The organism is Bradyrhizobium manausense (genome assembly GCF_001440035.1).
Classification (GTDB): domain Bacteria; phylum Pseudomonadota; class Alphaproteobacteria; order Rhizobiales; family Xanthobacteraceae; genus Bradyrhizobium; species Bradyrhizobium manausense.
Genome location: NZ_LJYG01000016.1, coordinates 231,341 through 252,898 on the forward strand (window position 1 = coordinate 231,341; position 21,558 = coordinate 252,898).

20 protein-coding genes are annotated in these 21,558 nt (G+C 64.6%); 12 read left to right on the forward strand and 8 right to left on the reverse strand.

What is annotated here, in order from left to right:
• On the forward strand, positions 1-467 hold a 467-nt coding region (locus AOQ71_RS03605), incomplete at its 5' end, for a DUF6101 family protein (protein ID WP_245316676.1).
• Between the two features lie 104 nt (positions 468-571).
• Here the strand turns inward: AOQ71_RS03605 and ubiA are convergent.
• Both ubiA and AOQ71_RS03615 read right to left on the reverse strand, forming a co-directional pair.
• Positions 572-1,504 (reverse strand): 4-hydroxybenzoate octaprenyltransferase, encoded by a 933-nt coding sequence (gene ubiA / locus AOQ71_RS03610; RefSeq protein WP_057741763.1) that lies wholly within the window; start codon positions 1,502-1,504, stop codon positions 572-574.
• Positions 1,501-2,160: a hypothetical protein gene (locus tag AOQ71_RS03615; RefSeq protein ID WP_057741766.1), complete on the reverse strand. Its 660-nt coding sequence runs from the start codon at positions 2,158-2,160 to the stop codon at positions 1,501-1,503. Before AOQ71_RS03615 ends, ubiA begins: the two co-directional genes overlap by 4 nt.
• Positions 2,161-2,368: 208 nt before the next feature.
• On the opposite strand from AOQ71_RS03615, the gene AOQ71_RS03620 reads away from it, so the two are divergent.
• Entirely contained in the window at positions 2,369-3,124 is a 756-nt protein-coding gene (locus AOQ71_RS03620; RefSeq protein WP_057741769.1) for a 16S rRNA (uracil(1498)-N(3))-methyltransferase, read from the forward strand.
• Positions 3,125-3,149: 25 nt separating this feature from the next.
• Here AOQ71_RS03620 and AOQ71_RS03625 read toward each other — a convergent pair whose 3' ends face one another.
• Together AOQ71_RS03625 and AOQ71_RS03630 are read right to left on the reverse strand one after the other, a co-directional pair.
• Positions 3,150-4,157, reverse strand: a complete 1,008-nt coding sequence (locus AOQ71_RS03625) for a helix-turn-helix domain-containing protein (protein WP_083513902.1) — start codon at positions 4,155-4,157, stop codon at positions 3,150-3,152.
• A 10-nt stretch (positions 4,158-4,167) separates the two neighbouring features.
• Positions 4,168-4,674: a hypothetical protein gene (locus AOQ71_RS03630; RefSeq protein WP_057742001.1), complete on the reverse strand. Its 507-nt coding sequence runs from the start codon at positions 4,672-4,674 to the stop codon at positions 4,168-4,170.
• Between the two features lie 745 nt (positions 4,675-5,419).
• Between AOQ71_RS03630 and AOQ71_RS03635 the strand changes: the two genes are divergently transcribed.
• The 5 genes from AOQ71_RS03635 (at position 5,420) to AOQ71_RS03655 (ending at position 10,501) form a co-directional block, all read left to right on the forward strand.
• Positions 5,420-6,571 (forward strand): ATP phosphoribosyltransferase regulatory subunit, encoded by a 1,152-nt coding sequence (locus AOQ71_RS03635; protein WP_057742004.1) that lies wholly within the window; start codon positions 5,420-5,422, stop codon positions 6,569-6,571.
• A gap of 3 nt (positions 6,572-6,574) precedes the next feature.
• Complete coding sequence (gene hisG, locus AOQ71_RS03640; protein WP_057741773.1) at positions 6,575-7,552, forward strand: ATP phosphoribosyltransferase; 978 nt, start codon at positions 6,575-6,577, stop codon at positions 7,550-7,552.
• A gap of 101 nt (positions 7,553-7,653) precedes the next feature.
• Positions 7,654-8,700: a glycosyltransferase family 2 protein gene (locus AOQ71_RS03645; protein ID WP_057741777.1), complete on the forward strand. Its 1,047-nt coding sequence runs from the start codon at positions 7,654-7,656 to the stop codon at positions 8,698-8,700.
• Positions 8,697-9,542, forward strand: a complete 846-nt coding sequence (locus tag AOQ71_RS03650) for a ChbG/HpnK family deacetylase (protein WP_057741780.1) — start codon at positions 8,697-8,699, stop codon at positions 9,540-9,542. Before AOQ71_RS03645 ends, AOQ71_RS03650 begins: the two co-directional genes overlap by 4 nt.
• Before the next feature lie 125 nt (positions 9,543-9,667).
• Complete coding sequence (locus AOQ71_RS03655; protein ID WP_057741783.1) at positions 9,668-10,501, forward strand: DUF2076 domain-containing protein; 834 nt, start codon at positions 9,668-9,670, stop codon at positions 10,499-10,501.
• A gap of 586 nt (positions 10,502-11,087) precedes the next feature.
• Here AOQ71_RS03655 and AOQ71_RS03660 read toward each other — a convergent pair.
• On the reverse strand, positions 11,088-11,918 hold the full coding sequence (locus tag AOQ71_RS03660; protein WP_057741786.1) for a L,D-transpeptidase: 831 nt from the start codon (positions 11,916-11,918) through the stop codon (positions 11,088-11,090).
• Between the two features lie 312 nt (positions 11,919-12,230).
• Here AOQ71_RS03660 and AOQ71_RS03665 point away from each other — a divergent pair, with 312 nt between their 5' ends.
• Positions 12,231-12,995 carry a protein phosphatase CheZ gene (locus AOQ71_RS03665; RefSeq protein ID WP_057741789.1) on the forward strand — a complete coding sequence of 255 codons (765 nt, stop codon included), beginning with the start codon at positions 12,231-12,233 and terminating at the stop codon, positions 12,993-12,995.
• A 163-nt stretch (positions 12,996-13,158) separates the two neighbouring features.
• Here AOQ71_RS03665 and AOQ71_RS03670 read toward each other — a convergent pair whose 3' ends face one another.
• Positions 13,159-13,677, reverse strand: a complete 519-nt coding sequence (locus AOQ71_RS03670; protein WP_057741793.1) for a hypothetical protein — start codon at positions 13,675-13,677, stop codon at positions 13,159-13,161.
• A 317-nt stretch (positions 13,678-13,994) separates the two neighbouring features.
• On the opposite strand from AOQ71_RS03670, the gene AOQ71_RS03675 reads away from it, so the two are divergent.
• The 3 genes from AOQ71_RS03675 to AOQ71_RS03685 all read left to right on the forward strand — a co-directional run bounded on the left by AOQ71_RS03675 (position 13,995) and on the right by AOQ71_RS03685 (position 17,491).
• Positions 13,995-14,291 carry a co-chaperone GroES gene (locus AOQ71_RS03675; protein WP_014491914.1) on the forward strand — a complete coding sequence of 99 codons (297 nt, stop codon included), beginning with the start codon at positions 13,995-13,997 and terminating at the stop codon, positions 14,289-14,291.
• Positions 14,292-14,516: 225 nt separating this feature from the next.
• Positions 14,517-16,148, forward strand: a complete 1,632-nt coding sequence (gene groL, locus AOQ71_RS03680; RefSeq protein WP_057741796.1) for a chaperonin GroEL — start codon at positions 14,517-14,519, stop codon at positions 16,146-16,148.
• A 137-nt stretch (positions 16,149-16,285) separates the two neighbouring features.
• Complete coding sequence (locus tag AOQ71_RS03685; RefSeq protein WP_057741800.1) at positions 16,286-17,491, forward strand: hypothetical protein; 1,206 nt, start codon at positions 16,286-16,288, stop codon at positions 17,489-17,491.
• Between the two features lie 116 nt (positions 17,492-17,607).
• Here AOQ71_RS03685 and AOQ71_RS03690 read toward each other — a convergent pair whose 3' ends face one another.
• Positions 17,608-18,006, reverse strand: a complete 399-nt coding sequence (locus tag AOQ71_RS03690; protein ID WP_057741803.1) for an META domain-containing protein — start codon at positions 18,004-18,006, stop codon at positions 17,608-17,610.
• A gap of 136 nt (positions 18,007-18,142) precedes the next feature.
• Positions 18,143-19,807, reverse strand: a complete 1,665-nt coding sequence (locus tag AOQ71_RS03695) for an L-lactate permease (RefSeq protein ID WP_057741808.1) — start codon at positions 19,805-19,807, stop codon at positions 18,143-18,145.
• A gap of 313 nt (positions 19,808-20,120) precedes the next feature.
• Here AOQ71_RS03695 and AOQ71_RS03705 point away from each other — a divergent pair.
• Positions 20,121-21,558: ABC transporter ATP-binding protein/permease (locus AOQ71_RS03705; RefSeq protein ID WP_245316678.1), on the forward strand; the 1,438-nt coding region annotated here is incomplete at its 3' end.

Below are 21,558 nucleotides of genomic sequence, written 5' to 3' on the forward strand. Positions count from 1 at the left end.
CTCTGCGGCTCGACCCTCTTTCCCTTCCGGTCCGCTTCGATGCGCATGATCCGCGCGCCGACGGCTACACCAGGCAGATCGAACTTCATCGCGAGCGTGTCGTGCTGCGCCGTGCCGTCCGCGGCATGCAGATGGCGATCAATGTCCGCGTCAGCGACTTCACCGGGCTCGCGCTGCGCGGCAATGACGAGGCGCAGACCCTCGTCCTCGTGCATCGCGATCCCTCGCTCTCCGTTCCGCTGCTGGTCAGCGCCGATGGCGACGAACTCAACGAGGCCTGGGCGATCTGGAGCGATATCCTTGCGCTGCCGCAGCTCGACGAAGGCGCCCGCAAGCCGTCGCCGCGCCGCCGCCGCGCCAACGCGATCCGCGCGCGCCGTCCGAAATTCCTGATGCGCCGCCGCAGCGCCATGGCGCGCGAGCTGCCGGTTCATCGCGAGGAACGCGAGATCATCGCGCGCAATTGAGGTGCCGTAGGGTGGGTTAGCCGTAGGCGTAACCCACCTCTTCTGTTTCCGCGGATAGAGACAGTGGCGGATTACGCTTCGCTAATCCGCCCTACGCATCTGCGTCAGGCCGCTCGCATCACCGCATCCGCCAGCAATCCCGCGAACAGCAACAGGCCCGCGTCGCGGTTCGACTTGAACAGACGCAGGCAGAGCGCGGGATCGTCGATCCGAAGTCGTTGGATCTGCCAGGCCAGATGCACGGCGAAGGCCGCAAGGCCAAGCCAAGCCGGCCAGCGCACATCGCCCGACGCCAGCGCAACGCCGATCAGCACCACCGCAAGTCCATAGAACAGGATCAACGCCTGGTGCGTATGCGCGCCGAACAGGCGCGCGGTGGATTTGACGCCGATCAGCGCATCGTCCTCGGAGTCCTGATGCGCATAGATGGTGTCATAGCCGATCACCCAGGCGATCGACCCCGCATAGAGCACCAACGCGGTGATATCGATGCGTCCGAAGGTGACGGCGAATCCCATCAACGCGCCCCACGAGAAGGCAAGACCGAGGAAGACCTGCGGCCACCAGGTGACGCGCTTCATGAAGGGATAGATAGCGACGATCACGAGCGAGGCGATGCCGGTCGCCACCGCAAAGCGGTTGAACTGGAGCAGCACTGCAAGGCCGATCAGCGCTTGCGCGATCATGAAGGCCAGCGCCTGCTTTACGGTGATCTGCCCGGCGGGCAGCGGCCGTGAGCGGGTGCGCTCGACCTTGGCATCCAGGTCGCGGTCGGTGATGTCGTTCCAGGTGCAGCCCGCCCCGCGCATCACGAAGGCTCCGACGAGGAACAGGACGATGGTGAGCGGCAGGGAACGGATATCGTGCGCCATCGCGCCGGCGAGCGCCGCCGACCACCAGCACGGCATCAACAGCAGCCAGGAGCCGATCGGGCGATCGAAGCGGGACACCCGCAAGTAAGGCCGTGCCCATTGCGGCGCGAGCGTATCGACCCAGTTGCCGGTGGAATCGGCAACGCGGGCGGATGTGTCGCTCATCGCGTGAGGACGTTGCCGTTGAGCGTGTCGAAGGTGCTGCCGCCCTTCTTGCTGGCATTGGCCTCCGGCGCCGCGCCCGAACCCACCACCTCGCTCAGCGACGGACCGGCCGGACCGCGCTGCCCGTTCGCCATCTGCTGCGCGACGTTGCAGACCTTGGTCTGCATCGACTCGGTGTTCTTGTGACCTTCCTTCATCTGCGCGGCGACGGTCGGCGGGATTCCGCATTTTGCGGCATGGGCCTCGACATACTTGATCATCTTGAGCTCGGCCTGGCCGAAGCCCCTGATCAATTTGCAGGCCTCGTCAGGCGGGGCGTGGCGATCGCTCGCGGCCTTGATCATCTTGCCGCGCTTCTCGGCGTCCTCGCGCAGCGGGATGAACGCCTTCATGCAATCCTCGCCGGAACCGGCCTGGGTCGGCGGAGCCGCGCTGAAGGCGCCCGCGCCACCGATCGGAGCTGCACCATTGACCGGGAAAGAGGCCTGCGGCGGGGCGCCGACGGAGGCGACCGGCGCCCGGCCGTTCACGGGAGGAAATGCGGAATCGGGTGCGGCCTGGTTCGGCAGCGGCGCCGGGAACCCCTGGGCGTGAGCGCCCGCGGCGCCCATGACGACCATGGCGGCAGTGATCGGAACCATCAAACGACGGATCATCAAAAGTGTCTCTCCGGCAGGAGCTACGGATTCAGGCGTCTTCCCAATTGAAGCGCGACCAGCGTGCTGGCGTTTTTACGATTCCCGCCGGCACTTAACAACCCGTTGAATAGGGCAGGAGCGCGGCGTGCCGACACACCAATCCGGGGATATTTACCCCCCAAACTACCGCTTTCGGTTAAGAACGGCGACAAATCGGACCTGAAAGATGCCCTCCCACGATTTTCGCGCCCCCCGCCTGTTCGTTGACGCCCCCCTGGCCCAGGATGCCAGGATTCCGCTCGACCGCGACCAGAGCAATTATCTCGGCAATGTGCTGCGGCTTGCCGCTGGAGCCGAGGTTTTGGCCTTCAACGGCCGCGATGGCGAATGGCAGGCCGCGATCGAGGGCCGCAAGCGGCCCGAGAGCCTTGTGATCCTCCAGCAGGTCCGTCCCCAGGACCGGCTGCCCGACCTCGCCTATGTGTTCGCCCCGCTCAAGCACGCCCGGCTCGACTACATGGTCCAGAAGGCCATCGAAATGGGCGCTGCCAGGCTGCAGCCGGTCCTGACCCGGTTCACCCAGGCCTCCCGGGTCAACACCGAGCGGATGCGCGCCAACGTCGTCGAGGCCGCGGAACAATGCGGCATCTTGAGCATCGCCGCGGTTGCCGAACCGGTGCCGCTGGAGCGGTATCTCAGTCAGCGCCCTGTGGGCCGCCTGCTCATCTTCTGCGACGAGGCGGCGGAGGTCCAAAGCCCTATCCAGAGCCTGCAAGGCGCAAGCGTGGCGGGCCAAGGTATCGACGTGCTGATCGGCCCCGAAGGCGGGTTTGCCGAGGAAGAGCGCACCCTGCTGCTGCGGCAGCCGAACATCCTGCGGCTGGCCCTGGGCCCGCGGATCATGCGGGCCGACACCGCCGCCGTGGCGGCGCTGGCCCTGGTCCAGGCCGTGCTGGGCGATTGGGGTGGCGGAAGCGGTTAGCTCGTCGCCTGGCGAACGATCGCATCTAGCTGCGCTCGCGCAGCGATCGATGCAGGGTCTCGGACGGCAACTCTCCGAACGCCGCCCGATAGCTCGCCGCGAACTCGCTCAAATGCCAGAAGCCGTGCGCGATGGCGCAGGCCTTGACGCTGCGCCGTGCCGGGCCGGTGCGCAGCTGCCGGCGCACCGACCAGAGGCGCAAGACCCTGGAATAGCGATGCGGGCTCATGCCGCAGATGGCCTGGGTCGCACTCTGAAGAGTCCGGACCGACACGCCCACACGCTCCGCCAGTTCGGTGGTCTTGTGCCAGATCGTCAGATCGTGCCGGATCAAGCTTTCCATCTCGGCGACGATCCGCAGATAAGTCGAGGTCGTCGCGTGTGCAGAACGGCTGTCTATGCTCGTTGCGATCGTGGCGTCCATCACGCTGAGCAGCGATCGTTCGACAGCCGCTCGCGACGCCGGCTCGTTCAGGACGTCCGGATCGTTGGCTGCAGTTTCAAGCGTCGCGGAAATCCGGCCGCGCAGGGCAGCAAGCATGTCCGATGCCGGGCTCAGCAAATGATACCCATCCAGGCGAGACCATGGCTCGCATGCGGGCGGCGTGAAGTAGATGACACCGATCAGACGGCCGACCGGTTCATGGACAAGGCAGTCGGAGGCACCCTTCAGAACGACGATGGAGCTGCCGATTGACTGCCCATTGATGCGCGTCGAGGTCACATGATCCATCGGCACCACCACGGCCGCGGCATGTGCCAGATCGTACCCTCTGACAATCCGCGGGAAGGTCTTCACCAGCGACAGGCTCAGATTCGGCAGGCTCAGCCGTGCGCGCATGATCGCGGTCGTGCCTGAGGACAACGGCATGCTCGATGCACCGGCATATTTCTCGCTGTCGCCGAAATGATCGATGTCGTAGGTTTGCAGCTCGAGCGCCGAGGACGGCTTGAGATCCTGGAACGACAACAGGCGTTCCGCCGCACTCTTGTTCGCTCCATCGCGGGCGATGTCGAGAAGGCTTCGATCCATATCCCGTCGCTTACTTCGCTTCCTTTGCCGCGACCGCGAATTTGGCGGCGCTCAGATCATCCGGTCCGCTGATGCCGGCGCGCTTGAGATCGCGAAGCAATTTCGTCAGCAGCAGCATGTTGGTCTTCTGCAGTTCGTGATTGTTGCCGAACCTGAATGCGTTCTGCTCGGTCACGATCAGTCCGGCCTTGGTCTCGGCGAGAATCTTCCGCCGCTTCAGTCCCGCCACGCGACGGCGAACCGTCTCCAGCGGCAGGCTGAGGAAACGAGAGAGCGCCGCGCGCGACACGCCCTGCTTGATCGCGTCAGGCTCGACGGTGTGAATGCTCGAAAACTTCTCGTCCAGCGCAGGATCGTTCATCACATTGATGACGTTGGCATTGAGAATCGCATGAACGATCAGAAGGTCCATCGGATCGAATTCTTCGTAGTTCCGGAACATCTCGCTGATCGAAAACAGCATGTAGGCCAGCGTGTGCCGCGAGACCGTCCGGATGACATCAGAAGCATTGCGCATGAATCGGCAACCAGCATTGATCTTGTAGACGAAGGCAGCAGCGAACGTACCATTGGGCATACCCAAATTGAGTATGTGACAACTTGCCAAGCAGTCTCAATCTCTCATTGTGACTCACTGTGACGTTGGGGAGGGACGCGCGGTTCGGACGATGTCCCGATCGACATCGCGGCTGCGAAACGATCGTCGGGTCGGCGGCTGCCGTGAGTTCGATGCAGGACAGCATCCAACTCTTTCGATGCTGCCCGCTCCGTTCAGCCGACCGTCTGACTGGATGAATGACAATGCACGATGATGTTTGCGAGCGCCAGGCACTAGGCCTAATCAAAGCTTTTCGCGGCATCGCGGACCCCCGCAAGCGGCAGAGAATTCTCGATCTCGCCGAGCGACTCGCCAATGACCCGGGGTCGGACACCGCAAAACCTGGCGTGCACCAAGCATCGACGGCGAAAGACCGTGGAGTTGAGTGAAGCAAGGCAGCTCCGGCAGGTTTGAGGACGCCGCGGAAACCTGTATATAGGTATAATGATACTCTTAGCGCGAGCCTCTTCCGGTTTTGGAGAGCCGTGCAGGGGATCCGGGCGAGACAGGCTGCGCGGCTCCAAAGTCGTTAAGCGATTGATCCTTTGGAGGTCGAAACCGCTTTCCGGCCATGCTAAGGGCTGCGCCAATAGCGGTGCCTGCCTTTGGCGCCTCCCCTTGCCTCCCTTGCCTGCCCGGTTCTCCCGGGACGATGGACCCCGAGATGACCGCGACTGCCACCTCAAATGCTGCCGGCTCCGCCGCCTGGGCGGACACGCTGCTGTTGTCGTTCGCGCAGGCCGGCTATGTCAGGGCCGAGCCCGCCATTCTGCAGCCGGCCGAACCGTTCCTGGACCTGTCGGGCGAGGACATCCGCAAAAGCCTCTATCTGACGACGGACCTGTCGGGCGAAGAGCTTTGCCTGCGTCCCGACCTGACGATCCCCGTGGCGCGCGATTACCTCGCATCCAGCCGCGCCGGCCAGCCGGCCGGGTTCAGCTATCTGGGTCCCGTATTCCGCTATCGCAGCGGACAGGCCAGTGAATTCCTTCAGGCCGGAATCGAGTCGTTCGGCCGCCAGGACCGCGCTGCCGCCGATGCCGAGACGCTGGCGCTGGCGCTGGAGGCGACCGCCGCTTTCGGCGTGCGCGACATCGAGGTCCGTACCGGCGACGTCGCGCTGTTCAATGCGCTGCTCGACGCGCTCAATCTCTATCCGGTCTGGCGCCGCCGCCTGGTCAAGGACTTCAACCGCAAGATCAGCCTCGAGCAGGATCTGGAACGGCTGGCGGCCGAAACCACCGCTACCCGCAGCGAATATGAGGGCGTGCTGGCGGCACTGGCCGGCTCCGACCGCAAGGCCGCGCTGGCCTTCGTCACCGACCTGATGTCGATTGCCGGCACCACCAATGTCGGCGGCCGCACCACGGCCGAGATCGCCGACCGCTTCCTCGAGCAATCGACCTTGAAGAGCGGCAAGCTGCCGCGCGAGGCGATCACTGTCCTGAAGCGCTTTCTGTCGATCTCGGGCAACCCGGACGAGGCGGTCGCCGCGCTGCGCGCGCTCACCGCCGAGGCAAGGCTCGACCTGAATGGCGCGATCGACCAGCTCGAGAGCCGGGTCGGCTTCATGGCCGCGCGCGGTATCGACGTGAAGAGCACGCGCTTCTCGACCGCGTTCGGACGCGGCCTCGACTACTATACCGGGTTTGAATTCGAGCTGCATCACAGGGGTAACGGCGCCGGGCCGCTGGTTGCCGGTGGTCGCTATGATGGACTGATGACCCAGCTCGGAGCCGCCGCTCCGATACCGGCGGTCGGCTTCTCGGTCTGGGTGGATGCACTGACCAGCATCGGCCGCAAGGTGGGAGCTTAAGCCATGAGCGCGCCGTTCGTCCTGGCCGTTCCCTCCAAGGGCCGCCTTCAGGAAAATGCCGAAGCCTTCTTCGCCCGCGCCGGGCTCAAGCTGTCCAAGGCCGGCGGCGCCCGCGACTATCGTGGCACCATCGCGGGCCTCGACAATGTCGAGGTCGCCTATCTCTCGGCGAGCGAGATCGCCGCGCAATTGTCGCGGGGCTACGCGCATTTCGGCGTCACCGGCGAAGACCTGGTGCGCGAGAACATTGCGGACGCGGACAAGCGCGTGTCGCTGATCGACGGGCTGGGCTTCGGCCATGCCGACGTCGTCGTCGCGGTGCCGCAGGCCTGGATCGACGTCCGCACCATGGCCGATCTCGACGACGTCGCCACCGGCTTTCGCGAGCAGCATCACATGCGGATGCGGGTCGCGACCAAGTTCATCAATCTCACCCGCGCGTTCTTCTCGCAGCGCGGCATCAGCGACTACCGCATCGTCGAAAGCGCGGGCGCGACCGAGGGCGCGCCGGCGGCCGGCAGCGCCGAGCTGATCGTCGACATCACCACGACGGGCGCGACGCTCGCCGCCAACGGCCTGCGGGTGCTCGACGACGGTGTGATCCTGCGCAGCCAGGCCAATCTGGTCGCCTCGAAAGATGCCGACTGGTCGCCGCAAGCCCGCGAGACCGCACGCATCATCCTCGACCACATCGCGGCCCGGGCCCGCGCCAACAAATACCGAGAGGTCCGGACCCGCTTCCGGCAATGCGACGCTGCCCTGCTCGGCGAAGCCCACAGCCGCTTCGGCGTCGAGGCTCCGTTCGGCGGGCCGACCTCGTCGGGCATGCTCACGCTGCACTGCCCACCCGGGCAGCTCTATGCGCTGGCGAGCTTCCTGCGCGAACATGGGGCCGAGACCGTCTCGGTGGTCTCGCTCGACTACGTGTTCGATCGGGAGAACCCGCTGTTCGCCAAGCTCGAAGCGTTCTTGCGGCAGTGAGCCCAAAGTCTATTGAGCAGCTCCGTTCAGCGTAGCGACAGCAAGCTGCAGCTACCATATGCTGCCCCGATGACCTTGAACGCGCTCTGGAACCTTGATCGATGACGCTGGGCTCTGACGTTTCCGCCCTGACGACCACCGCGGTGAATGCCGCCGCGAAGGGGCTGTCGATTGTCGTCCCCGTCTATAACGAGGCGGCGGGCCTTGCCGCCCTGCACCAGCGTATCTGCGATCTCGCCAAGACCTTGCGGCAACGCTACCGTCTGTCCTGCGAGGTCGTCTATGTCGACGACGGCAGCAAGGACAGCACGCTGTCGATCGCACGCACGCTGCCGGCCGACGCGATCGACGTCCAGGTGGTGTCGCTGTCGCGCAATTTCGGCAAGGAGGCGGCGCTGATGGCCGGCCTCGACCATGCCCGGCTCGGCGCCGTCATGTTCATGGACGGCGACGGACAGCATCCGCCTGATCTGATCGAGCAATTGGTGCGGCACTGGATCGATGACGGCTATGACGTCGTCTATACCGCCAAGGCGCATCGCGACAACGAGCCGTTCCTGCGCCGCCTCGCCGTGCACGGCTTCTACGCGCTGATCAATTGGGGCGCGCGCCAGAAGATTCCGGAGGACGCCGGCGACTTCCGCCTGCTGTCGCCACGCGCGGTCACCGCGCTTCGGCAACTGCCGGAGCGCAACCGCTTCTTCAAGGGGCTGGCCAGCTGGATCGGCTTCCGCCAGATTCGCGTCGATTACGAGCCTGCGGCGCGCGCCCATGGCGTCACCACCTTCAACGCTGCCCGCCTGCTCGGCCTGTCGATCGAGGGCCTGACCTCGTTCTCGGTGGCGCCGTTGCGCTTTGCCAGCCTGCTCGGCGTCGCGCTTGCCGGCGTCGCCTTCCTGTTCGGCCTCTCGATCCTCTGGGAGGTGTTCACGACGGGCAAGCAGGTGCCGGGCTATCCCTCGCTCGTGGTCGGCCTGATGACGATCGGCGGCGTGCAGCTGATCATGATCGGCATCGTCGGTGAATATATCGGCAAGATCCTCTCCGAGCTGAAGGCGCGTCCGATCTACTTCGTCGCCGAGCACAGCGAGAAGCATTTCGAGGCCGACAAGGCTAGCGACGCATCGAACAGGACCGCGGCCGAATGAGCACGGCCGCGCGCCTGCGGCATGTCTGGCTCTGCGCCGACGATTACGGCATCAGCCCTGGCGTCAACCGTGCCATTCGCGACCTGATCGCGCGGGGCCGCCTCAACGCCACCTCGGTGATGATGGTGGGCCCCGCCATCGATCAGAGCGAGGTTGCGGCGCTTTCTGCCGCCGCGAAAGCAAGCGCGCGCTGCGCGATCGGACTGCACGTGACGCTCTCGGCGCCGTTCCGGCCGCTCACCATGCATTTCCGCCCGCTCGACGGCGACATGTTCATGGCTTTTCCAAAGCTGCTGCGCGCCGGGCTGATGCGCCGGCTCGACAGCGAGTTCTTCCGCAACGAAGTGAGAGCGCAGCTTCTGGCGTTCGCGGAAGCCTTTGGCCGTCCGCCCGACTTCGTCGACGGGCATCAGCACGTGCAGCTGTTTCCGCAGGTGCGCGACGGCTTTGTCGAGGCAGTCAGCGAGATCGCGCCAAAGGCCTGGGTGCGCCAGGGCGGGCGCGATTTGCCGCTGGCGCAGCGGCTGGCCTCTCCGAAAGCCCTGGTGCTCGATCTGCTCAGTTCACAATTCCGCCGCCGTGCGGGCCGCGCCGGCCTTGCATTCAATCCCGCCTTTGCCGGCGCCTATGATTTCACCCGCGCGGCCGATTTCGGCGAGCTGATGCGGCAATTCCTCGAGGGCCTGCCCGAAGGCGGCCTCGTGATGTGCCATCCCGGCTTTGTCGACGAGGTTCTCACCGGCCTCGATCCGATGACCGACGTCAGGGAGCGCGAGCATGGCTATCTCGCCAGCGACGCCTTCGCGCAGCTGCTCGCAACGAGCAACGTGACATTGGGATGAAACCGGCAGAGACAAGCCGGGCAGGCAGTCTGTCGCATACCGAAATTTAATCCGACTGGCACTGTTGGGGCCACATTGGAACCCTACATCCCGCTTGCGCTTGTTTCGCGCGAAGGAGACAGATCATGACGCCGCAGGAACGCCAGCTCGTCGACGACCTTTTCGACCGGCTTTCAAAGCTGGAAAATGCACCGCGCGATCCCGACGCGGTCGCCGCGATCTCCGAGGGCCTGCGCAAGGCGCCCGGCGCCGTCTATGCGCTGGTGCAGACCACGCTGCTGCAGGACGAAGCGCTCAAGCGCGCCCATCATCGCATCCAGGAGCTGGAAGCCGCCCAAGCGCCCGCGCAGCCGCAGTCCGGCGGTTTTCTCGACACCATGCGCGACACGCTGTTTGGCACGAGCCAATCGCGCGGCTCGGTTCCGAACGTGCCGCCGCGTGACTCCCGGCCGGTCTGGAACAGCGGTCAGGCGATGCAGCAGGGTCAGCCCGGCTATGGCCAGCGGCCTTATGGTCAGGCCTACGGACAAGGCCAGGGATATGGACAGAGCTACGGCGCGCCACCGATCGGCGGCGGCGGCTCGTTCCTTGGCACGGCGGCGGCAGCCGCGGCCGGCGTGGTCGGCGGCTCGCTGCTGCTCTCCAGCATTCGCGGCATGATGGGCGGCGGATCGCATCAGGCCTTTGGTGACACCACCATCATCGAGGAGCGTGGCGGCAGCCCATGGGGCGGCAGCGGCGACCAGTCCGGCGGCTCGCTCGCGCGCGATGCCGGCCTCGATGACATCGGATCGAGCCGGGATTCGCGGCAAGATTCTCAACAAGGCTTCTTCGACCAGGCCTCGAACGATCGGGATAACGACGATCCGGGCTATGACAACAACGACAACGACAATGTGGACACGGCCGACGACAGCGACTTCGGCGGTGGCGACGACGGCGGCAGCGATTACGCGTAGGCCATTCGGCCGACAGGTGTGGAACGGCCGCCTCCGGGCGGCCGATTTCTCTTCAAGAACAGCTCAACGCGCGCTGCTCTGCACCACACGCCAAGAGGGCCGTTCGATATAATATGACTAGTGCTGCAGAGCGAAAACCTCCTTCGACACACGCTGCCGTAGACTCCCGGATTTCCAAATTTGGACAGGGGTGTTCAACTGGAAGAACACGTTGCTTATGCCACACGCCGTGGCTGCCTCTCTTGGCATAGTCGGGGGTTTTAAGAATGAGTCCACTTCAGCAGCGCATTGCGACCCTGAGCGACGTCGCAACACATCTCATCACCGAATTGCACGAGTTGGAGGGACTGCACGAGCGCCTCAGGAAGGCAGAGCTGTCGCTGCGGCGGCGGCTGAACCTCTCGGCTCGCGCACCGCATTCGGCTTCATCGACTCCTCGTCGTCGCTCCGCTGTCCCTCGTCTCGTGTCGAGGCACCGGATATAGACCATTCAGGCAGGCGTCCGGCGGCGGCAGTGTCCCCTTCGCTGCCGCATTTCGCGCCGACGCAGCACGCGGATTGATCGCCCCATCGAGCGCATGACGCTTCACATCACCACGACCTTGGTGCCGACATTGACGCGGCCATAGAGGTCGATGACGTCCTCGTTGCGCATGCGGATGCAGCCGGAGGAGACGTTGGTGCCGATGGTCCAGGGTTCGTTGGAGCCGTGGATGCGATAGAGCGTGGAGCCGAGATACATCGCGCGGGCGCCGAGCGGATTTTCCGGGCCGCCTTCCATGTGCCTGGGCAGATCGGGACGGCGGGCGAGCATTTCCGCCGGCGGTGTCCAGTCCGGCCATTCGCGCTTGGCGGTGATCGATTTCACGCCGGTCCAGGTGAAGCCCTCGCGTCCGACGCCGATGCCGTAGCGCAGCGCCCGGCCGTTGCCCTCGACGAGGTAAAGGAACTTGTTGTTGGAATCGACCACGATGGTGCCGGCGCTTTCCTTGCCGCTATAGTCGACCAGCTGTTTCTCGAATTTCGGATCGAACGGACGCTGCCGCGGATCGATCGCTTCCTGCTGGTAGCTTGCGCCTTGCTGATAACCGCCTTGTTGATATCCGCCTTGCATCTGCGGCTCGCCGACCGGCGGCAGGCGACGCGGATCATTGTAGGCGGGCTGCTGTTGATAGATCGGCTGCTCCGGCGCATAGGCCGGCCCGCGGCCGGGCCCGTCGCCGAACAGGAACTCGATGAAGCCGCCGCCCATATTGGCGTTGGAGGCGACGCGCACCGGCGCCGGGACGACACGCGGCCGGTAGAGCACCGCGGGCGGATCGTTCGGCGCGCTATTGTCGAAGGCGCTGGCGCTGGTAGCGCCGACAATGAAGGCGCATGCGCTGCCGAGCAGCGCGACAGACATTTTCTTGAACATCGACGTACTCTGTACTGTTTCGTCTAGTTGCATTCGCCGCCGAACGCGCTGGCTGATCGCGTCCTCGACGTGGTCAATAAAGAGCAAACTCGGTTTCGTTTGGTAAACAGAACAGGCGTTTCGATTCACCACGTCGCGAGCAACGCTGCAATTTCCCGATCAGCGTTTATTTTCGATGAAAGGCAAAGCCTCATGGTTAATCGTGCGTTTGCGTGCCGTCGCGCGCGGCTGCGCAACAGTTCCGGACGTGAACCTCGTGTTAAATCGCTTCTGTCTACAAAGACGCGTGAGTGAGGTGGGGGGAGTATCCTGATGGCTGTTCACCGCAAGCGTTTTCGTGTCGAGGATATCGCCGGTGGCGAGATGCCGATTCTGGACATGACTGAAGAGGCAGGCCCGATGCATAGCGAAATCATGGCGGAGTTGCGCGCGATCCGCGCCCAGATGGCGCGAGGCGGCCACGCCGCGCAGCCGCAGAGCGACACCGTCGTGGCGCACGAAGTTGCCGAAACGCGCGCGCTGCTGGAGACCTACCGCGCCCAGATCGAGCAGTGCGAAAAGCTGAAAGTCGAGCTCGACCTCATCCACGATGCCATCGACCGCACCAAGCGCGAGATCGCGACCTTGCACGGCAAGAGCTTCGACGGCGGCGAGATGGCCAAGGTCAATGGCGAACTCGGCGCGGTGGTCGGCGGCACCGAACAGGCGACCCAGCAGATCCTCGAAGCCGCGGAGTCGATCGACCAGGCGGCGAGCGCGATGTCCAAGGTGGACTCGATCGATCAGCAGAAGCGGCTCGCCGACGACATCCAGGAACGCGTCATCTCGATCTTCGAGGCCTGCAACTTCCAGGACCTGACCGGCCAGCGCATCAGCAAGGTCATGAGCACGATGAAGTTCATCGAGCAGCACATCAACGCGATGATGGAGATCTGGGGTGGCGTCGACGCCATCAAGTCCCACGTGCCGGTCCATGTCGACAACCGCAGCGAAGACGAAAAGCTGCTCAACGGCCCGAAACTCGCCGGCGACGTCGGCCACGCCTCGCAGGACGACATCGACGCGCTGTTCGACTGAGCGCGACGCGACAGAGAGAAAACAAAACGCCGGCCCGAGGGCCGGCGTTTTTTGTTGTCTTCATTTCCCTCAAACTGTCATTCCGGGGCACGCGAAGCGTGAACCCGGAATCTCGAGATTCCGGGTTCGGTCCTGCGGACCGCCCCGGAATGACGGAGAGAAATCACGCCCGCGGCGCGCAGCGGACGTAGACCATGTTGCCGTAGCGGGTGGCGGCGTCCTTGTCGACGAAGCGGGTGATCATGACGCGGCCGTCGAAGGAGACGATCTCGCGGTCCTGCTCGCCCGGCGTCGGGCCGGATGGGCCGATATAGTTCTTGCCGCTCGGCGAGCCCTTCAGCCGCAGTTCCTGCGGCGTGGCCTGGTCGGCCAGATGCATGATCACCCCGCCGGAGGAGCCGGCGCCGATGACGTAGGGGTTCTTGCACTGGGCCCGCGCGGCCGCCTCGGTGCGGGCGCGGTCGGCCGGGTTCTGGAACGAGGCAAGGCCCCAGCGGCCGACGATCTCGTCGGCGCGGATCGAGGCCGGCATTTCCGGCGCGACGCCGGGCTCGGCCTCGGGCGCCGGCTGGGACGAGAAGGACGGCAGGCTCATGCCGCCGCCGCAGGCCCCCAGCAGCAGCGCCAGGCCAGAGGCCGCCGCCAGATTGGCAAACGTGCGCGCGTGAGCTGAACTGATCATGGCATTCCCCCGAACAAGACCATGGCCGCATCCCTCCCGCAGCCAAGCGCAAAACCGCAGCCAGGGCAATGACGTCCTAAGATACGCCTCTGCCCCGAACGAGCTTCCAGTGCCACCATCCTATATCCGCCTCACCAATCGCTTAACCACCTTTGCTTGACAGGATCACAGCCAAGCCATATCCCCTGCGCCCTATTAGCACTCGGAAAGACCGATTGCTAAGCGCGCCGCTCGCCCTCGGCAAGAGGGAGAACGGCAGCGCCGCCCCCACTCACTTCCGCTGCTTATCGAAAAGCGAGCCTCCAAAGGGAAACGTCATGGCTAAGTCCAAATTTCGTCCGCTGCATGACCGTGTCGTGGTCAAACGTATCGACGCCGAGGAAAAGACCAAGGGCGGCATCATTATCCCCGACACCGCCAAGGAAAAGCCGTCCCAGGGCGAAGTCGTCGCCGTCGGGCCCGGCGGCCGGGACGAGGCGGGCAAGCTGATCCCGATCGACCTCAAGGTCGGCGACCGCGTGCTGTTCGGCAAGTGGTCGGGCACCGAGGTCAAGATCGACAACGAAGAGCTCCTGATCATGAAGGAGTCGGACATCATGGGCGTGATGGCCTAGAGCCATCCGTCTGAACGGCCGCTGAATATCTCATCGTCATGTCCGGGCAGAAGCGCGAAGCGCGTCTTCGCGCTAGATGACCCGGGCATCCATCCTTCTTCGCAGTGAGATGGATTGCCGGGCCTACGCCACGCCGAAGCGGCTTCGGCCGCGCAGGCGGGTCAAGCCCGGCAATGACGAACGGAGTGCGACAGACACATCACGGATTAAGAAGGATTGCAGACAATGGCTGCCAAGGACGTCAAGTTTTCCGGAGACGCGCGCGATCGCATGCTGCGCGGCGTCGACATTCTCGCCAACGCCGTCAAGGTGACGCTCGGCCCGAAGGGCCGCAACGTCGTCATCGAGAAGAGCTTCGGTGCGCCCCGCATCACCAAGGACGGCGTCACCGTCGCCAAGGAGATCGAGCTCGAGGACAAGTTCGAGAACATGGGCGCCCAGATGGTGCGAGAGGTCGCCTCCAAGACCAACGACCTCGCCGGCGACGGCACCACCACCGCGACCGTGCTGGCCCAGGCCATCGTGCGCGAAGGCGCCAAGGCGGTTGCCGCCGGCATGAATCCGATGGACCTCAAGCGCGGCATCGACACCGCGGTCCATGCCGTCGTCAAGGACATCGAGAAGCGCGCCAAGCCCGTCGCCGCCTCCTCCGAGGTCGCCCAGGTCGGCACCATCTCGGCCAACGGCGATTCGGCCATCGGCAAGATGATCGCGCAGGCGATGCAGAAGGTCGGCAACGAGGGCGTCATCACCGTCGAGGAAAACAAGTCGCTCGACACCGAAGTCGACATCGTCGAGGGCATGAAGTTCGATCGCGGCTATCTCAGCCCGTACTTCGTCACCAACCCCGAGAAGATGACCGCCGAGCTCGAGGACGCCTACATCCTCCTGCACGAGAAGAAGCTCTCCGGCCTGCAGGCCATGCTGCCGGTGCTCGAAGCCGTGGTGCAGTCGGGCAAGCCGCTCGTCATCATCGCCGAGGACGTCGAGGGCGAGGCGCTGGCGACCCTGGTCGTCAACCGCCTGCGTGGCGGCCTCAAGGTCGCCGCCGTCAAGGCGCCCGGCTTCGGTGACCGCCGCAAGGCCATGCTGGAAGACCTCGCCATCCTCACCGGTGGCCAGCTGATCTCCGAGGACCTCGGCATGAAGCTCGAGAACGTCACGGTGAAGATGCTCGGCCGCGCCGGCAAGGTCGTGATCGACAAGGAGAACACCACGATCGTCAAGGGCGCCGGCAAGAAGCCGGACATCGAGGCCCGCGTCGGCCAGATCAAGGCCCAGATCGAGGAGACCACCTCGGACTACGACCGTGAGAAGCTGCAGGAGCGCCTGGCCAAGCTCGCCGGCGGCGTCGCGGTGATCCGCGTCGGCGGCGCCACCGAGATCGAGGTCAAGGAGAAGAAGGACCGCGTCGAGGACGCGCTCAACGCCACCCGCGCCGCGGTGCAGGAAGGCATCGTCCCCGGCGGCGGCGTGACCTTGCTGCGCGCCAAGAAGGCGGTCGGCCGTCTCACCAACGCCAATGCCGACGTGCAGGCCGGCATCAATATCGTGCTGAAGGCGCTGGAAGCTCCGATCCGCCAGATCTCGGAGAATGCCGGCGTCGAGGGCTCGATCGTGGTCGGCAAGATCCTGGAGAACAAGTCCGAGACCTTCGGCTTCGACGCCCAGACCGAGGACTATGTCGACATGATCGAGAAAGGCATCATCGATCCCGCCAAGGTGGTGCGCACCGCGCTGCAGGACGCCTCCTCCGTGGCCGGCCTGCTGGTGACCACCGAAGCCATGGTCGCCGAGACGCCGAAGAAGGAAGCCGCGCCCGCCATGCCGGCCGGCGGCGGCATGGGCGGTTTCTAAAGCCCATCCTTCCCGCGGACACGATTGCGAAGGCCGCCTCCGGGCGGCCTTCTTTTTTGCCCACACTGGCCTGCGCTTCAACCGGCTGACAAAACCCATTACGGTGGCGCGCCGATTCTGATTTGAGGATTTCGTCAATGCGCGCGCTTTTTCCGACGGCTCTCTTGGCGAGCCTGCTCGTCATGTCTCCGGGACTCGTATCAGCCCAGATGAAGCTGTCGCCGAAGGCCGCGGCGCCCGGCGGCACCGACACGCGCTATTTCACCTCGATCGACGGGCTGATGGACGGCAACGCCGACGTCATCCTGAAGGAGACGCGGCAGGGCAAGACGGTCACCGCGGCCGTGCTCGACGTTTGCTATCCCGTGGCGAAAAATTCCGATCGCAAGGACCGCTTCGTCGTCAATCTCCAGGTCTCCGGCCAGACCTTGACCGGCACGACCACGAGCCTCGGCGCCAAGGCGCCCGTCACGGTCAAGCTCACGCGCAAGCCCACCGGCGACACCTTTGAGTTCCGCGGCCAGATCGGCATCGGCCAGGCCGTGACCGAAGTGACCTCGCCGGACAATTCCGATCTCAGCGAGAAGGAGTTTCTGGACAACCAGACCACCGACGACGGCATTACGCCCCAGCCGAAGGACTTTACCGAAGTCTCGCCGGAGGCAATCGCGGTCAAGGTCAAGCTCGATGCCGCGACCGACTTCCTGAAGAGCCTCAAGGGCCAGGATGTCGAGGTGACGCTGGCAAGCCTGACGGTCGGCTGTGACGCGCTGCGCGCCGGCGAGCAGACCATCAACATGTCGGCCGATCCGGAGCGTGCGGCCGCGCTGCTGGCAAAATTCAAGACGATGCCGGGCGTCACCGCCGCCGGCTGGACCGCGGGACTGGTGGAAATGGATCGCACCATCCGCATTGGCGCCGCCGACTGGCGCGACGGCGACAAGATCAACCGCGACAAGCTCGCAGGCGCAATCGCCGGCGTGCTGAGCAAGACGCTTGCGGCCAAGCCGGTCTCGCAGAGCTTCAACGCCGCCACCGGCAAGCTCAAGCTGGTGTTCAAGCGGCCGAATCAGGACTTCCCGACGCTCGAGCTCACCGACACGATCGAGGTCTCAACCCTTGTCTCCGCCGACAAGCCGGGGACATCGGACAAGCTGATCGTCTGGATCGGCAGCCCCTCGACCACGACATCAGACGAAAGCAGCGGCGCCAAGCTCAACCTCTCGGATGAAGCGACGGCCGATGAGGAAGGCGACCAGCCCGACGACAACGGCTCGATCGAAGCGCTCGCCAAGGAGCTGAAAGGCCAGCGCTGGGACGCAGACAAGTCGGTGTGGAAGTGACGAAGTCATTCCGGGGCGACGCGCTAGCGTCGAACCCGGAATCCATCACGCCACCTGTTCCGTTGATCAATGCATTCCGGGGTTCGCGCTTCGCGCGCCCTAAAATGACGTAACGGTCAATTCCCGTTCTCGCGAAACCGCAGCGTCTTCGGGCCGATCAGCGTGAGCATGTCGCCCTGACGTTTCCAGGTTTCGACCGCGGCGAGCGCGGCGATGAGTTCGTCATCGGCCTGAGCCTTGGCGGGCGGACAGGAACGATCCTGGATCTGGCCGGGGACGAAGATCACGGTGTTGCCGGCCACCGAGAACTGACCCTTGCCGCCCTTGCACCAGAGCTCGAGCACGACCTCGCCATTGTCGCCGATCTCGATGTTCGGAATCCGCTTCGAGCCGGGCTGCGGCACGGCCTCCAGCGTCATCTCGGCGCCGAAGGGAAAGCCGTCCTCGGCCTTCGCAACGAGCGACATCGACAGCAACGCGACCACCGCACAGAACACCCGCTTCAACGACACCATGAGACCTCTCGACCAACCCGAATCGCCGGGTCTTCTATAAGACAGCAGACACTTTGAGAAGGTTCGTCGACGCTCGATGCAAAAATCCCCGCGGCACGATCCCGCGGGGATTTTGCGTCGAAGCGGGGCCTCGCTGCTACTTCAGGACGAGCTCCGTGAACGGATAGACATAGGCTTGCAGCGTCACGAACACGCCGACGAGGCAGGCCAGCACGATCGAGTGCCAGAACACGAAGCGCAGGATGGTGCCTTCGTGGCCGTACCAGTTGGTCGCGGTGGAGGCGACGACGATCGATTGCGCGTCGATCATCTTGCCCATCACGCCGCCGGACGAGTTCGCCGCCGCCATCAGGATCGGCGAGAGGCCGAGCTGCTGCGAGGTGATCTTCTGGAGGTTGCCGAACAGGATGTTCGACGACGTATCCGATCCCGTCAGCGCCACGCCCAACCAGCCGAGCAGCGTGCCGAAGAAGGGATAGAGCACGCCGGTCGCGGCAAAGGCGAGACCCAGCGTCGCATCGACGCCGGAGAGCCGCGTCAAGGTGCCGATCGCGAGCATCGCCGAGATCGTGATCAACGAGATCGCGCACAGCCTGATGGTGCGGCCGTATTCGACCAGCAGCCGGCCCGGCCCGACACCCATCAGGACGCCGGAGATGATCGCCGCGATCAACATGCCGGTGCCGGTGAAGGACAGGTAGGTGAAGCCGAACACCGCCGCTTCCTTGGTCGGCGCAGGCGCGACCGGCGGCATCTTGTTGATCATCTGGTGCAGCTCGGGAACCGGATAATTCCAGACGAAGATCCCGTTCGCCCAGGTCTTGAAGGCTCCGTTGCCCCAGATCAGCATCACGACGCAGACGATGATCCACGGCAGCAGTGCGCTGAACAGCTCGCTCTCGGTGAGCGGCGTCTTGTCGAGCGGCTTGGCGGTCGCCATCGTCGCGCCCGATTCATCATGTCCGCGCAGTGCCGGCGACAGCCAGAGCTGCTTCGGTCGCCAGACCCTCAGGAACAGAATCAGCGCGCCCATCGAGATCAGCGAGGCGCCGATGTCGACGATCCAGGGATTGACGAAGTTCGAGATCACGAATTGCGGGACCGCGAACGAGACGCCGGTGACGAGGATCGCCGGCCAGACGTCCTTCATGCCTCTCCAGCCCGCGAACGCCCACACCACCCAGAACGGCACGATCAGCGAGAACAGCGGCAATTGCCGTCCGACCATCGCGCCGAGGATGTAGGGGTCAAGCCCGGTGACCGAGGCGAGGCCCTGGATCGGGGTGCCCAGCGCGCCGAAGGCGACCGGCGCGGTGTTGGCGATCAGCGAGAGGCCGGAGGCCGCAAGCGGCGAGAAGCCGAGGCCGATCAGCACGGCACCGGTGATTGCCACCGGCGTACCGAAGCCCGAGGCGCCCTCGAAGAACGCGCCGAACGAAAATGCGATCAGCAGCAATTGCAGCCGCCGATCCTCGGTAACGCCGCCGACCGCGCGCTTGAGCAGCTCGAAGCGACCGGTGGTCACCGTCACCTGGTAGAGGAAGATGACGTTGAGAACGATCCAGCCGATCGGGAAGAAGCCGGTCACGATGCCGAGGATCGAGGCGCGGATCGACATGTTCGCCGGCATGGTGAACACGAAGATCGTGATCAGGTTGGTCACGATCACGGCGATGATGGCCGCGATGTGAGCCTGAACGCGCCCGCTCGCGATCAGCACCAGCAGCGTGACGACGGGTACCGCCGCCGCGATCGTCGACAGCACGGGACTGTGCAACGGATCATAGATTTGATTCCACATGGTCTTCCTCCCCCACGCATGTGTACGGCAGGTGACCCGCGTGGGCGGCCGGACCTGCTTGACGCTGGAAGCGATAACCCCCGAGTTGGACGCGAATTCCTCGGATCAGCAGCGGTTCCCGCCTGCTCACAAGGTCGCGAAAATCTGGAGGCCCCCACCCCACGCCGTTATGCCCATGCTAGGGTTGCAAGCTGCGGCTCGCCAACGCAAATTGCAGGCCTTGCGACTTTAGTCTAAGTGCGCCGCTTTTCCGCTACGGCCGAGCCGCTTGGCTTCGGGGCCACTGTGAATATCCCTCAGGAGATCTCGCTCTGTGAACAACATCCGCGCCACGCTCGCGATCGTCTGGCGAATCGCCATCCCCTATTTCCGATCGGAGGACAAATGGGCCGGTCGCGGCCTGCTTGCGGCAGTCGTCGCCATGGAGCTGGCACTCGTCGCCATCGACGTGCTGGTGAACCAGTGGCAGAACCGGTTCTACAGTGCGCTCCAGGCCAGCGACTGGGATGCCTTCATCACGCAGATCTGGATCTTCGTCGGCCTCGCCTCGGTCTATATCGCGCTCGCCGTCTACAAGCTCTATCTGAACCAATGGCTGCAGATCCGCTGGCGGCAATGGCTGACCCGGCATTATCTCGGCGAATGGCTGAGCGGCGCCACGCACTATCGCATGCAGCTCAAGGGCGATGCCGCCGACAACCCCGACCAGCGCATCACCGAAGACGTCAAGAACTTCGTCGAGCAAACCCTGACCATCGGCCTCGGCCTGCTCTCATCGATCGTGACGCTGTTCTCCTTCGTCATCATCCTCTGGGGTCTCTCCAACGCCGCGCCGCTGCATTTGTTCGGCAGCGACTACATGATCCCGGGCTATCTGTGCTGGGGTGCCTTGATCTACGCGATCTTCGGCACCGCCCTGACGCACTGGATCGGCGCACCGCTGGTCAACCTCAATTTCGAGCAGCAGCGCTTCGAGGCTGACTTCCGCTTCAATCTCGTTCGCGTCCGCGAAAACTCCGAGCAGATCGCACTTCTGAAGGGCGAAGGCGCCGAGCGCGGTCGCCTGCTGGACCGCTTCGGCTTCGTGATCGGCAATTGGTACGCGATCATGAGCCGGACCAAGCGCCTCACGATGTTCACGGCGAGCTATCAACAGGCCGCCGTGATCTTTCCCTACGTGCTGGTCGCACCGGCCTTCTTTGCCAAGAAGATCCAGCTCGGCGACATGATGCAGACGGCATCGGCGTTTTCGAGCGTGCAAGGTGCCCTGTCGTTCTTCGTCACGGCCTATCGGTCGCTGGCGGAATGGCGTTCGATCGTCGCCCGTCTCGACGGCTTCGAGATGTCGGTCAATTCGGCAGCGAACCTGCCGGCGCATGAGGCCACGATCGAACTCAGGGCGGCCGGCGGCAGCCGCAATATCGGCCTCGAGAAGCTCTGCGTGTATCTTCCCAACGGCACGCCGCTGGTCGCAGCCGACGGCTTCGCGATCCAGACGCCGGAGCGCGTGCTTGTGACCGGGCCGTCTGGCGCCGGCAAGTCGACGCTGTTCCGGGCGATTGCCGGCATCTGGCCGTTCGGCACCGGCAGCATCGTCATCCCCGCCAAGGCGAAGCTGATGATGCTGCCGCAGCGCCCCTATTTCCCGGTCGGCGCGCTCGGGGATGCCGTGATCTATCCGGCCGCGCCCGGCGCGTTCCAGGCAGCCCAGATCCGCGATGCGGTGGTATCGGTCGGCCTGCCCGACCTCG